Annotated in this window: 10 protein-coding genes; all 10 read right to left on the bottom strand. The window is 54.3% G+C overall.

The window, feature by feature from the left end; translation table 11 throughout:
* Positions 1-95: 95 nt before the first annotated feature.
* On the bottom strand, positions 96-1,742 hold the full coding sequence (locus DXD39_RS01390; RefSeq protein ID WP_158565385.1) for an ABC transporter ATP-binding protein: 1,647 nt from the start codon (positions 1,740-1,742) through the stop codon (positions 96-98).
* Complete coding sequence (locus DXD39_RS01385; protein WP_117802912.1) at positions 1,720-3,006, bottom strand: radical SAM protein; 1,287 nt, start codon at positions 3,004-3,006, stop codon at positions 1,720-1,722. The genes DXD39_RS01390 and DXD39_RS01385 overlap by 23 nt, the downstream gene beginning before the upstream one ends.
* Positions 3,007-3,816 (bottom strand): hypothetical protein, encoded by an 810-nt coding sequence (locus tag DXD39_RS01380; protein WP_117629259.1) that lies wholly within the window; start codon positions 3,814-3,816, stop codon positions 3,007-3,009.
* 2 nt (positions 3,817-3,818) lie between these two features.
* Entirely contained in the window at positions 3,819-4,622 is an 804-nt protein-coding gene (locus DXD39_RS01375; protein ID WP_147347858.1) for a hypothetical protein, read from the bottom strand.
* Complete coding sequence (locus tag DXD39_RS01370; protein ID WP_117802910.1) at positions 4,600-5,328, bottom strand: ABC transporter ATP-binding protein; 729 nt, start codon at positions 5,326-5,328, stop codon at positions 4,600-4,602. Before DXD39_RS01370 ends, DXD39_RS01375 begins: the two co-directional genes overlap by 23 nt.
* A gap of 381 nt (positions 5,329-5,709) precedes the next feature.
* Positions 5,710-6,036, bottom strand: coding sequence for a helix-turn-helix transcriptional regulator (locus DXD39_RS01365; protein WP_117629262.1), 327 nt, complete (start codon positions 6,034-6,036; stop codon positions 5,710-5,712).
* Positions 6,037-6,046: 10 nt separating this feature from the next.
* Positions 6,047-6,616: a hypothetical protein gene (locus DXD39_RS01360; protein ID WP_117802909.1), complete on the bottom strand. Its 570-nt coding sequence runs from the start codon at positions 6,614-6,616 to the stop codon at positions 6,047-6,049.
* 126 nt (positions 6,617-6,742) lie between these two features.
* Complete coding sequence (locus tag DXD39_RS01355) at positions 6,743-9,385, bottom strand: ATP-dependent Clp protease ATP-binding subunit (protein ID WP_117802908.1); 2,643 nt, start codon at positions 9,383-9,385, stop codon at positions 6,743-6,745.
* 299 nt (positions 9,386-9,684) lie between these two features.
* A complete protein-coding gene (locus DXD39_RS01350; protein WP_199572101.1) occupies positions 9,685-11,253 on the bottom strand; it encodes a threonine/serine exporter ThrE family protein in 1,569 nt (522 codons plus the stop codon).
* A gap of 419 nt (positions 11,254-11,672) precedes the next feature.
* On the bottom strand, positions 11,673-13,637 hold the full coding sequence (gene lysS, locus DXD39_RS01345) for a lysine--tRNA ligase (RefSeq protein ID WP_117802907.1): 1,965 nt from the start codon (positions 13,635-13,637) through the stop codon (positions 11,673-11,675).
* Positions 13,638-13,651: the final 14 nt, after the last annotated feature.

Genomic DNA, 13,651 nt, shown 5'->3' with positions numbered 1-13,651 from the left:
AGAAGCTGATACATGTTTGAGATAACTGCCCACATCAGCTGCAATTCGCTATCCACAGGCAATGAGTCCCGCAACGAAGCGCCATGCACAAGCTTTTACAGTTCAATCACTTCGTCGCAAGCCTCAAGCAACTCGGGATCATGCGAGACAACAACCACTATATGATCTTCTTTCTTCTGTTGCAGAATATCAATGAACGCTGACCTACTCGCTCCGTCAAGCGCCGACGTCGGTTCATCGAATAACATGACGGGTGAGTCCTTAAGCAATACACGAATAATCGCAATCTTCTGCTTCTCACCACCCGATATATTATGGTTTTGCTCGTCCAGCACCCCATCAAGACCATTGGGAAGTGTTGAGACCAGTTTGGTCAGACCAAACTGGTCTACAAGTCGCCCGACTTCAAGAATTGGACAATTATCGCCCGCGAGTAGCGTCAGATTCTCTCTGAGTGTTCCGTTAACGATATCAGGTTCTTGCTCGGCAATACCAACGACATACGAGCGTAGATTTATAGAATCAATCTGGCTCAAATCAACCTCGTCATAAGCAATAGTCCCAACGCAATCATCGGGATATAGACCAGCTATGCTATCGAGAAGCGTGCTTTTCCCGCTTCCGTTTGCGCCCGACACGCCGTATAAGACTCCTCGATTAAGCGAGATGAGCTCTGGATAATCTATGATACGATCGGTATCAGGGCGACAAATCGACAGGCCCTTGCACACAAGTGAAACAGGAGAACCAATGCGGACAGAACCGTTCGCCTCTTCATCCATTGCCCAAAGGCGCTTAAGGCGTTGGGCGCTCACCTTGCTCGCCTGGTAGCTTTTGCCCCAAGAAAGCAAGTTCACCAAAGCAGAATTGGCGCTCGAATAATAGCTCAATGCCGTCAGCAGAAAACCAACCGGCATTTTACCTGCGACAATCTCACAGCCTCCAATCGCGAGCAAACAGAACTGCGCAAAGGAAAAAATCAACTGATTCGCAAGTTCGAACCGTGATCCGGCTTTTTGGTTAGCCAATATAGCTGGATAAAGACCATCGAAAGCCTTCTGCAGCCTCAGGGAATAGAAATCAAATAATGAATGGCGACGAAGAAAGGAGACGCTCTCCAGCTGGCTCTGGAGAGTCCCATAGAAAGCAGCGGTCTTTTCTTGAAACTCAAAGCCTCGATTGAACAGCAGCCCGCTAAACAATCGATAAACTACTGCCCCCGTAACGATGCAGGCTAGACAGGCAATCGCCATCGCAATGTTTATATTCATCAACATAATCAAGGAACAGATAATCGTTGCAACACCGCCAATGATATTTGACGCCGATGTTATTCCGAATATTATGAGGTCGTTTGAATCGTGATTGATTTGCTGATTATAATAGCCCGCATCAAATCCGATGAAAAACTTCCGGGGCAAACGCTTGACATGTTCAAGTGTGTCAGCGTTAAGTTGATATCCCGCATGCGCTTGAAGGTCGACATAGATTAGGGAAGTCCAATAGGCCAACACCGACCCCACAATGGCGACCACGCCAATCGCGAAAATACATAAGACTAGCGTCCGCAAACTAATACCGAGGACATTTTTTGCCGCCAGCACATTTACAGTCAGTCCCAACAGATATGGTTCAGCAAGGCTGCACAGCTGAGACAAGACATCGAGAAGCAGATAGACATAAAGCCTTGGCCTATGGAGGAGATATATCTTCCAAAATCTAAACATCGTGATTTGCCTCATGCGAATATTGATAATTACAAGCCAACCGCATTCTCTGCCTGGCATTGAATTTAACGCTCGCGCATTTTCTCTGGCCCTCCATCGCGGCGTGGGGACATCCGCCCATACAAGCCGGAAACATTACACACTCGCCACATACTGGGTCGTTTGGTAAATACTCCATCCATTTCAAATAGTTCGAATTAGCTTTCACACCTTCTCGAACATTTCCAACGGCGCACTCGCCCTTGCCAACCTCATCCCAACATTTAAAAAGTCTACCAAGCGGATCGATGACAAACGAATTAAGGGAAACCGCACAGCAGACGCCTGGTTCATACGGCGTAAACGGAATAACGTTGAATCCGCGCTCGCTAGCTTTATCCATAAAGAACGTTTCAACTTGAGAGAATCCACGCTGAGAAAAACAATGAATGTCATTTGAGCAAGTATCGTTAACATTGTCGACCGCAGCAAGATAAATCGCGACTTTACCGCGAAGCCCTTTAGCGTCAAGCTCGTCAATCAACGCATCGACCTCTTTGCTATTGGACTCATCGACATTCACGCGAATGGTAATCTGAAGAACATCGGCACATGAGATTATATTGTCGATAATGGCATCATATGTCGGACGACCGTCGGCCGGGACCCTCCGCGAATCATGATCCCTCTTTGAGCCATCAATAGTGATTTGAACCGAACCGATCTGACAATCAGCAAGCTTCTGAGCAATTTCTCGCGTCAGGAGATATCCGTTCGTTACCATTCCGGCAGAATAAGTAGCGCCTGGCCTAATCGCCCCTCTCAGTTCTTTTGTCAGTCGCTCGATCATGTCCACACAGAGTAGGGGTTCGCCTCCATACCAGTCAACGTGAAGATCGTTGATCCCGGGATAGCCGGAACGCACGAATTCTGCGATATCCGTCATTGTCTCTTCTGACATAGTGGGGTGCGAGCAGCCTTTTTCATAGCAGTAGGGACACCTAAAATTGCATGCCAGCGTTGGAGCAATCGTCAGTCCTAAATAGTCATTTGCAAACCTTGCCGACAAGCTCTCAAGCATCAACATTCGCCGCTCGTCAACATCGTCATCTACCAACATGCCACCCATCTTAAGGGCCTCTTCGAAATCACCATCCAAGGCGGCGGCACCCTTGCGATATAAATTCAGCTCATTCGTGTGCGCAGCGTCAAGGTCGAGAACGCCACCAGATTGGGTATTGTAGATAGTGATACCGTTCACATCATTCTCTTCAATAACGTTAAATTCAGACTCTTTCATTTATATGCTCCGTTTTCTGATAGCACCCTTGATAGCCCAACAAAGTCCGAGGATGACAATGGGAACGACTGTTGCCAGCGCTACAAACAGCAACGTCCCCGGCACGATGAATTGAATTGGTCGCGGAGACGCAAGGGTCGCCAGCCATGTCAAGTGCAGTGGCATATTTGGATTCCCGTACCCCAAATAAAGCAGCAGGATGATGAACGATAGAACAAACGCGCCATTTCCAAAGAGCGAGATGGCCAGGACGAGCAGCAGGCATAACGTTGTGCAAATCAAGGCAGCAAGAGACAGTCGAAGAAGAAACTCTCCGATCATATCCATCGTCATTCCTATACCACTCGCGCTTTGGACCACACCAACGAGTATCGAAAAGAGAACAAAACCACCGACAAGCGTGACAATCGAGACAAGAGTCCTTGCAACCAACAGCTGTACTGTTTTCATTCCCCTTGCATAGGAAACAAGCCATTGAGATCCCGTTATCGGAGTTCGAAACGCATAGCCGATGACGAGAACAGCAACAATAGGAAAGAACAGAGAATGGGCAAGCGGTGCCACAGCGGAAAGGTAGCGAGCTCCGCCTTTAACGAGGTCTCCCGGAATTCCCACAAAACCATATTGTGGGTTTGGAAAGAAGCCCATAACACCGTCGCCAAGCCAATCGCTCGTTCCGTAGGCTCTCCATGGTTCATAAGACACAGAATAAAGCAATGCGAGCACGAAACCTGCCGCAATCAGCAGAAGAGGCGCTTTGCTCTTCATAACTCGATAGGCTTCAGCCTTAATCATATCTTCGCAGCGCATTTCTACCCCCTCCTCGCTTTGATTCCCATGACCCCGAGCTGCAACGAAACAACGGTGCAAATAACAGAGAAAAGAATGATCTGATTAATGGCTAGGCCTTGAAAGCACAGATTTCCAAGATGGCGTAAGTATGGTCCGACTGAGAGCCACCAGGGAATTTGCGTCGATGCGTGATTGGAAAAGACCACCAGCGTATATTCATCGGAGGCGAGCAGCGTCCCGACCAACACCAACATAATGCTAAGCGGTGCATTTCTAAGTAAATAGAAAACTGCCATCGACTGAGCTACTAATGCAGCCAAAATAGCATCAATCAAAAGCAACACGGGCAGGTATCTATCAAGAAACACCCGCCCATCCACATAGCAGCAAAGCGGAGATTTGAAGAGAGTGAATCCCGAAAACAGGTTGAACGCTGTTGAAGTTGCAATCGTCAGAACAAGCCACTTTGCGACAACGGCCTTTGCTACACCCGTTCCTTTTGCATACGTCACTTCAGAAGACCTGCTTTGATAATCCATGGCGCAGGAAATAACAATGCATCCGGCTAGAACGAAAAACCACTCGTAGGTCATGAATAGTGCCGTCCGAACCGCCGAACCAGCTGGGTCAGTCTTGTCGAGGATGTTTGCAAAGAAACCAATCTGTTTGCCGACTCCCCCTAAATCAGATGTTCCATAAGTCCCATACATATTTGGATTACAGACATCTTTAACAATCCAAATTCCCCAGATCAACAACACGAAAAAGGCTGGATTTCTGAGCAACCGACGGGCTTCACATCTAATCAGTCGCAGAAGTTGCATTATCTGCCTCCCCGATCAAATCCAAAAACCGCTTTTCCAGACTTCTGTCTTTGTAGGAGTTTTCTTCCTTAACGAGAAGTCTGCCTTGATGGAGAAACGCAAAAGATGTCGCAACTTTCTCCAATTCATCTAGGTTATGGCTTGAAATGAGCACCGTTTTATCCCGTTTGTCCTTCAACGACAGCAGGAGATCGCGCACCTCAATCACACCCACTGGATCGAGCCCGTTTATGGGTTCATCCATGATGAGTAGTTGCGGGTCGCCTAGAAGAGCCGTTCCAATATCCAGACGACGCTTCATGCCGAGCGAGTATTGTTTTACCGATGCATCCGCCGCATTTTCTAGTCCAACGGCAGCGAGCACTCGATTAACTTCACTTTTCGGCAGCCCCCACTCGATACAGCGTGAGATCAAGTTTTCTCGACCGGTTAAGTTCAAGAATGCCCCACAGCCGTCGGGGACGAATCCGATATTTCTGCGTGCTCTTGCCAGACCTGCTCTCCCAGACTCGCCGAAAAAACTGATTGAACCTTTCGTTGCTTTAAGCAAGCCAAGAAGAATATCAATCAACGTACTCTTCCCCGCGCCGTTCTCCCCAACGAGAGCGCACACTTCGCCCTCATCTATATCAAATGAAACATCAGACAACGCCCAGTTTTTGCCGTAGCGCTTTGATAGATCCTTGATTGAAATCGCATTACCCATGTCTCATGAACCTCATTAAAAAGGCAGCGCGGCCGACGGATGGCAGTTATCGACCACGCTGCTTACCCTCTGCTGTCTTAACCAGCATTAACGTTCGCGTTGCTAGAAATGAACATATACGCCAAAACAGCTACAGCGCGAACACGGGTGGTAATTGCGGCAGCCACCACCGCCACCCTGCACGTTGCTACACGGATCGATTACCCAGTTCATAATTACCTCCTTTCGATTTATCGTCTGTTTTAATACTTCGTTATCGTATAACGATAACCTTATGATTTCAAGAACTATTTTCAAATAAATTAAGGCTCCTACCGATCGTTTGCGGTAGGGGCCTTGCATGCATACGTGTTTGTCTTCTTGTCTTCTTATTCTGTTTTGTTATTCCTTAGAGAGATCTACTACGTAAACCTCTGTGGGCAATATCTCGGAGGGGTCGGGATTGCGTCTTTGCAAAATCTTATTCCGCGCACGCGCGATGGTAAGTTCCTCAAGTTCTATTTCACTCACGCGACGGATCAAATCTCCCGGCTGACAATCCAACTCAACACAGATATCGAGCAATGTCTTCAAACGTATAGCCTTAATTTTTGCATTACGGATTTTAGAAATGTTAGCTGGCGTATGCCCAGTCGCTCTTATTAGATCGGCATTTGTTTTCCCGGTCTTGAGCAAAAGTGTCTCAACCTCAATAATGAGATAATCCATGGTCAATCACCTAGACCAAATCATCGGACTGGGACTGCAAAAGCGCCCCATAGCGCCAGAAGATCGACAAAGCGAAAGCAACCATCATTGCAATGATGGATCCCACATCCAACGTGATGCCTGAGTCACCAATCTGAAGGAGAGCGGAATTCATACGACAGCTCAACATACAATTGCCCATCATTATTTTTAAATCGCTGCCAATCTGCAGGGAGCCCATCACAGCATTAATTGCAAATAGGCAAGCAATAACGGCAATCATCCGTGCATGTCGAATAGTAAAAGGCGATTGACGACGGGCGACATCGAAGCTGATGCTTAACAATGTAAACTCCCCTGCAAGGAGCAAAACCGCCCATAGCGCCAAGTTTGGAAGCGCGATGCTGCCGCCCTCACCAAGCTCAACGACCCCCTCGATTACCACTGCGCCATTCAAAATGCTATGGCATGCAACAATAAATGCCGAACCAAAGACGGCGATAGTAGCGATGGCTATAAGTACCAGCATGGCACAAAGAACCATTCCGATTTTTCTCATGTTATCGAACGACATCTCAATTCTTTGAGCGCTATTCGCCATAGTAACTCCTTTTGCCATCCAGCAGATCTTATCCAATTATTTTATCGTTACCGGAAACTCTTCTCTACAAGAAAAGGGGCGCTCCCTCATCGGGAACGCCCCGTCATGCAAGGTTATAGTCAATCCCTACAGCGCGCCGGAACCAGCTTGCATCATACCGCCGGGGCCCGAGCTCACGCCACTGCTCACAGGCGCGGCGTTGCCGGTGTGCGGCGCCGCCGGAGCGGTATCGCCACCGAGCGTGCCCGCCGGACGCGGTGCCGGGATCTCGCCCGTGCCATGGCTAAAGACAAACTTGCCATCGGCCACGTCGCACAGGACGGTATCGCCCTCACCCCACTCGCCGGCCAGAAGCTCCTCGGACAGCGGGTCCTCGATGAGCTTTTGAATAGCACGACGCAGCGGACGTGCGCCATTGGTAAGATCGGTACCCTCGGCCACAATCTTGTCGTAGGCCGCATCGGTGAGCTTGATGTTCATGCCGTTTGCGATCAGGCGCTGGCGCAGATCGTCCACCAGCAGGTGCGCGATCTTGGTCAGGTTCTCGCCCGAGAGCTTCTGGAACACCACAATGTCGTCGATACGGTTGAGCAGCTCGGGGCGGAACAGGCGCTTGAGCTCGCCCATCGCGCGGCCCTTGATTTCACTCGACGTGAGGCCCTGCTCGCCGGTGGTGCCAAAGCCCACGCTCGCATCCTGCGCAATCTCGCGGGCGCCCACATTGGACGTCATGATGATCACGGTGTTGCGGAAGTCGACCGTCTTGCCCTGGCTATCGGTCAGGCGGCCCTCCTCCAGCACCTGCAGCAAGATGTTGAAGATGTCGGGGTGCGCCTTCTCGATCTCGTCGAACAGCACGACCGAATACGGGTGACGACGAACGGCCTTGGTAAGCTGACCGCCCTCGTCGTGACCCACGTAACCCGGAGGGCTACCGATAAGCTTGGAGACCTCGAACTCGCTGCCGAACTCCGACATGTCGAAGCTGATGAGCGCGTCCTTGCTGCCAAAGAGGTACTCGGCGAGCGTCTTGGCGAGCTCGGTCTTGCCCGTGCCGGTGGGACCAAGGAAGATAAAGCTGCCGCCGGGGCGACGCGGGTCCTTGAGCGGCGAACGGCTGCGGCGCACGGCCTTGGCGACGGCCTCGACGGCCTCGTCCTGGCCGATAATGCGGGTCTTGAGCACGCTTTCGGTCTGCAGCAGGCGACGGCTCTCGCTCTCGGTGAGCGAGGAAACCGGCACGCCAGAGGTCACGGACACGATGTCGGCAATCTGACTCACGTCGATGGTGAGCGGGCTGGCGTCGAGCTCGGCGGTCCAGGCGGCCTTGGCTTCGGCGAGTTCAATCTCGGCGGCCTTCTGCTGCTCGGTGATCTCGGCGGCCTTGTTCATGTCGTCGCTCTCGGTAGCCTCCTGTGCGGCAGCCTTGAGTTCCTCGATGCGATGCTCGGCCTCGCGCACCGGCTCGGGTGCGCGATTCGCGGCGATGCGAGCGCGGGCACCGGCCTCGTCAATGAGGTCGATGGCCTTATCGGGCAGGAAGCGATCCTGAATGTAGCGGTTGGAGAGGTTCGCAGCGGCCTCGATGGCACCCTGCGTGTAACGCACGTGGTGGTGCTCCTCGTAGCGCGGCTTGAGCGCAGTCAGGATCTTGACCGTGTCCTCGACGCTCGGCTCCTCGACATCGATGGTCTGGAAGCGACGCTCGAAGGCTGGGTCCTTGGTGAGGTACTTGCGGAATTCCTCGGCCGTGGTGGCGCCGATAATCTGGAAGGCACCACGCGCGAGCACGGGCTTGAGCATGGAGCTTGCATCGATGGATCCCTCGGCAGAACCGGCACCGATGATGGTGTGCATCTCGTCGATAAACAGAATGACGTCGTCGGCCTCGGTCGCCTCCTGGATCACGTTCTTGAGGCGCTCCTCAAACTCACCGCGATACTTGGCGCCCGCGACAAGACCCGGCAGGTCAAGCGTCCAGATGTTCTGGTTCATAAGGTTCTCGGGCACATTGCCGGCAGCGATCTGCTGTGCCAGGCCCTCGACGATGGCCGTCTTGCCCACGCCGGGGTCGCCCAGGATAAGCGGGTTGTTCTTGGTGCGGCGCGAAAGAATTTCCATCATACGCTGGACTTCCTTTTCGCGACCAATTACAGGGTCGAGCTCGCCGTCGCGCGCCTTCTGCGTGAGGTTGGTCGCGAACTGCTTAAGCGTATCGGTGCCACTCCCCTTTTGCTGAGAGGCATCCGAGCCGCTAAAGAACGGCAGGCCCGCACCGGGACGACCAGCACCGGCGCCGGCGAGCGGACGCTTCTTGTCCTGGTCCTTGGCGGTGAGTTTCTCGATAGCCTTTTTGATGGAGGCGGACGACACACCCAAGCGCATGAGAATGTCCATGGCCATGCCGTTGCCCTCTTCGACGATGCCGATCAGCAAGTGCTCGGTCGACACGTAGGTCTGGTTGTTCTCACGCGCCACGCGGAATGAACGCTCCATCACGCTAATGACGAGCGGCGTAAAGGCGAGCTTAGCGGCCTCGGTCTCCTCACTGGGCTCGGGAACCGTGGTCTGGACCTCTTTGAGAGTATCCATGATGTCATCGTAGGAGATGTCGAGCGAACGCAGTGCCTCGGCGGCAATGCCCTCGTCCTCCTTGGCAAGCGCGAGCAGCAGGTGCTCGGTACCCACCTTATTTGAATGAAGATCGAGCGCCTCTTGCTTGGCCATGGACATGACCTTGCGCGCGCGATCGGTAAAACGGTCTAACATGCTAGTTCCTCTTAGACGAGCTAGTTTTTTCAAACGCAAAGCGCCGCCCCGCGGCAGCGCTTTGGTCTCTTTACCCATATGGAGTATATGTTAACCGTTGGGACCTTTCCTGCCCGTAGCCGCGCGACAACGTCTACAAAAAAGGAATCGCCAGGTGCTTCTGCATCGGCCCAACGAGCGTGGATTTTCGGACACCCATTCCATGAACGTGGATAATCTCCCGTTTTGAGCCCGTAAACAGGCCAAAAACGGGAGATTATCCACGTTCATGTTATGCGGATCAGTTTCACTTGCGCCAATTAGCTGGTGTGGCGCCAGCGAGGGTCGGTGAGTGTACGCGCCACGCCCAGGCCAACGGGCAGAAACGCCACGATGAGCACTGCACGCACAAACCAGCCGAGCATATTGACCGTGTCGAAGGTGCACATGTAATACATCGAGCGATACAGATACAAGCCCGGCACCATAATGACAATCGATGGCACCGTGAGGGCGATACGTGGGTAGGTGAGCCTGATTTCTGCCAGGCTTGCCAGCAAACCCGATACGAGCGCCCCGATAAATGCAGCCGCCTCGGGAGGCATTCCCGCGCTGAGGCCCAGGAAGGGAAGCATCGTCGGCCCATCGACAAGGGTCAGACGAAGGGTATTGGACACGGCGCCGATCAGCCCAGCTGCCGTGGCCATCTTTACCGGGCTGTTGAACATCACTGAGAAGCCGAATACGCCAACGAAGCTCATTACCACGCGCAAGAGCGTAAGGGCAAGCGGCGAAAGGCCGAGCGGCGCAAAGTCGTCCGGCGCCAGGCCAACACACTCGGCAACCATCCAACCTACGAGCGTCGCCATCACAATAATCGACACAGCATACGAAAGACGCTCAATGCCGCTTCGCATGTCGAGCTTAGCGATGTCGAGACCTGCCGTAATGAGAGGAAAGCCGGGAATCACAAAGAGCATGGCGCCGATATAGCCTTCTTGGTGCGACATTGCCCCCGGTATGACCTGGCCAAGACCGAGCAATGCCAGCAGATACGAGACGCAAGCGACTGCAACGCCGATCGTCAGCGCGCTAAACTGGCCAAGGCCCTGCTTAAGAATATGAGAGCGAGCAAAGTTGCCGACACCAGCGCCCACAAATGCACAGGCCATCTCGATAGGGCCGCCGCCGAGCAAAAAGACAAAGGCGCCGCAAGCACAGGCTGCCGCAAGGCCCTGTTGCCAGGGAGTGTAATCAGGTTTTGAACTCTCAACGGTCTTGAGCATCTCGTGATACTCATGCACCGTAAAACGACGGCCATATGTCTCGATTTCCTTTAGGAAGCTCTCCATCATCCAAATGCGATGGGTATTGACGCCCGTTGTGGGCAAGCTGACGACTTCGTTAAAGCAGTGACCATCTTCAATACAAGTACACTCAAACGACAGGAGACTTAAGTCAACGTGGATGGTGACACCGAGCACGGCGGCGACGCGATTCATGGTATCGCGTACACGCCAGGCACCCGTTCCGCTCGCGAGCATAAGCATACCGGTGCGGCAAATGATGGATGATTTATCGGTGAGCGGCGCATCGACGGCAAGCTCATCGCCTGCCGTCACGATCTGGCACCAGTCGGTTTTCATATGGAGGGCGCCGGCACGCACACCGTGGTGCAGAGGGACTCTTGAGAGCAGCGAATCATGGCTCGAAGGCTGTGGGGGTTCCGTCGATTCGACCTCGTCCTCGTCGGGCCCTTCATCAACAAGGCCGAAAGCATCGAGCGCCGCCGGCTCGCGACGATCGATCAATTCCTCGTCCTCATCATCAAAATAGTTGAACTGATTGAGCATATCCTCTTCGATTGCACGATCGCTCGCGTCGTCCATACAGACGCTCCCTTCCTACCGACTAACCCCCATCCTAGGCAGCGACGGCTAAAGGAAACATAAAAGAGACGACTGTCATGCATGGAAGGCGTAAACCCCCAATGCACCGGTAGACCCCAGGCGGCTAGGACCGTCCCCAAGTGCCGGCACAAGAGGAACGTCCCTAAGTGCCAACCAGGGCAACGCCGCAGGTAGAGGACGGACAGCGAAAGCCCGCCAGAGCGAGCAAGGTCCTTTTGGGGCGAGATGACACCATAGGTTGAGCATAAGTCAGCGAGCGGGCCGCATTTGAGACAAGGTGACGCGAAACGAAAGGGCGCTGACCTTCTGGTCGCGCCCTTGAAGTTGAACGTCAGATTGTCCAAATGCGGCCCGCGCAGCGTCGAGCCGTTACGCGGTTCGTAGAACCGCGTAACTAGTTAGTACATCTTTGCGCCGGCGGGGATGGAGGCGTCGAGCTGGATCAGGTTGAAACGCTCCTCACCATCCTCCTCGTGGATAGCGCTGATGAGCATGCCGCAGCTGGGAATGCCCATCATCTTGCGCGGAGGCAGGTTGGTGATGGCGAGCAGAGTCTTGCCGACCAGGTCCTCGGGCTCATAATAACCGTGAATGCCGGAGAGGATGGTGCGGTCGGTGCCAGTGCCGTCGTCGAGCGTAAAGTTCAGCAGCTTCTTGGACTTCTTGACGGCCTCGCACGCCTTGACCTTCACAGCGCGGAAATCGCTCTTGGAGAAGGTATCAAAGTCGACGAACTCCTCAAACAGCGGCTCGACGGCGATCTTGGAGTAATCAACCGTGGGCTTGAGCGGCTTGACGAACGGGCTCGCGGTGTTGCCGGCCTCGGCAGCCTTGGCGGCAGCGGCACCGGACTGGAAACCCTTCTCGGGCTTCATGTGCGGGAACAGTAGCACGTCGCGGATGGAAGCCTGGTTGGTGAGCAGCATGACCACGCGGTCGATACCGATGCCGATGCCGCCCGCGGGAGGCATACCGTACTCGAGGGCGCGCACGTAATCCTCGTCGTACTCCATGGCCTCGTCGTCGCCGCCAGCCTTCTCGGCCATCTGGGCGGCAAAGCGCTCGGCCTGGTCGACCGGGTCGTTGAGCTCAGAGAATGCGTTGGCGTACTCGTGACCGGCAATGACCAGCTCAAAGCGGTGCGTCAGGCGCGGGTCGTCCTCAAAGCGCTTGGCAAGCGGGCTGACCTCGATGGGGTAATCGCACACGAACGTGGGGTTGACGATGGTGTCCTCGCCCAGCTCATCGTAGATCTCGGCGATAATCTTGCCGGCGGTCCACTCGGGCTTAATCTCCAGGCCCTTCTCGCGTGCGGCGGCAGCAAGCTCCTCGACCGGCGTGTCGATGGTGACCTGCTTGCCGAGCACGTCGGAGACGATGTCGGTCATGGGACGGCTGGCCCACTCACCGGAAAGATCGATGGTCTGGCCCTGGTACTCGATGACCTCGGGGTTGCCGATGGCCTTGCTAGCCGCCTTGATGACACCCTGGGCGAGCGCCTTCATGCCCTCGAGGTCGGAGAAGGCACGGTAGGCCTCCATCGTGGTGAACTCGGGGTTGTGGGTAAGGTCCATGCCCTCGTTACGGAAGATGCGGCCGATCTCGAACACGCGCTCAAAACCACCGACGATGCAGCGCTTGAGGTGCAGCTCGGTGGCAATACGCAGGTAGCACTCCTGATCGAGCGCGTTGAAGTGCGTGATGAACGGCTTGGCAGTAGCGCCGCCCTGGATGGTCTGCAGGATGGGGGTCTCGACCTCCATGTAGCCGTCGGACTCCATAAAGCGACGGAAGGTGGAGAGAATCTGCGAACGCTTACGGAACGTCTCGCGAACGTCGTCGTTGGCGATCAGGTCAACATAGCGCTGGCGATAGCGGGTCTCCTTGTCGGAAAGACCGTGGAACTTCTCGGGCAGCGGACGAACGGCCTTGGCAAGCAGGGTCGCGCTCTTAGGGGCAACGGAAAGCTGACCGCGCTGGGTGCGCACAACCACGCCGGTCACGCCCAGGATGTCGCCCAGGTCGAGGGACTTGAGCGTATTCCAGGCAGCCTCGTCCATGTCGTTGATGCGGCAGAACAGCTGAATCTCGGCAGTCGCATCGCGCACGACGATGAACATGATCTTGCCCTGACCGCGCTTGGCGACCACACGGCCGGCGATCTTCACGACGTCCTCGGTGTCCTCGCCATCGGCAAGCTCGGCATACTTAGCCTCGATATCGGCAACGTAGTCCTCAAGCTCAGAGTGCTCGGGATAGGGGTTCTGGCCCGCCTCGAACAGGGCGGCGCGCTTGGCCAGGCGGGTGGCGCGCTCGTCGTTGAGCGTCGATGCCTGATCTGCGGCGTTCTGGTTCTCTGCCATAAGTTAGCTCCTCA

The organism is Collinsella sp. TM04-29 (assembly GCF_003466565.1).
Lineage (GTDB): Bacteria > Actinomycetota > Coriobacteriia > Coriobacteriales > Coriobacteriaceae > Collinsella.
Note: the sequence above shows the minus strand (reverse complement) of the source record. Positions and strands in the feature narration are given on the sequence as shown.

Excerpts from the sequence above, each read along its gene's own strand:
- DXD39_RS01390 (WP_158565385.1), bottom strand. The coding sequence starts at position 1,742 with ATGAGGCAAATCACGATGTTTAGATTTTGGAAGATATATCTCCTCCAT.
- DXD39_RS01385 (WP_117802912.1), bottom strand. The coding sequence starts at position 3,006 with ATGAAAGAGTCTGAATTTAACGTTATTGAAGAGAATGATGTGAACGGT.
- DXD39_RS01380 (WP_117629259.1), bottom strand. The coding sequence starts at position 3,816 with ATGCGCTGCGAAGATATGATTAAGGCTGAAGCCTATCGAGTTATGAAG.
- DXD39_RS01375 (WP_147347858.1), bottom strand. The coding sequence starts at position 4,622 with ATGCAACTTCTGCGACTGATTAGATGTGAAGCCCGTCGGTTGCTCAGA.
- DXD39_RS01370 (WP_117802910.1), bottom strand. The coding sequence starts at position 5,328 with ATGGGTAATGCGATTTCAATCAAGGATCTATCAAAGCGCTACGGCAAA.
- DXD39_RS01365 (WP_117629262.1), bottom strand. The coding sequence starts at position 6,036 with ATGGATTATCTCATTATTGAGGTTGAGACACTTTTGCTCAAGACCGGG.
- DXD39_RS01360 (WP_117802909.1), bottom strand. The coding sequence starts at position 6,616 with ATGGCGAATAGCGCTCAAAGAATTGAGATGTCGTTCGATAACATGAGA.
- DXD39_RS01355 (WP_117802908.1), bottom strand. The coding sequence starts at position 9,385 with ATGTTAGACCGTTTTACCGATCGCGCGCGCAAGGTCATGTCCATGGCC.
- DXD39_RS01350 (WP_199572101.1), bottom strand. The coding sequence starts at position 11,253 with ATGGACGACGCGAGCGATCGTGCAATCGAAGAGGATATGCTCAATCAG.
- lysS (WP_117802907.1), bottom strand. The coding sequence starts at position 13,637 with ATGGCAGAGAACCAGAACGCCGCAGATCAGGCATCGACGCTCAACGAC.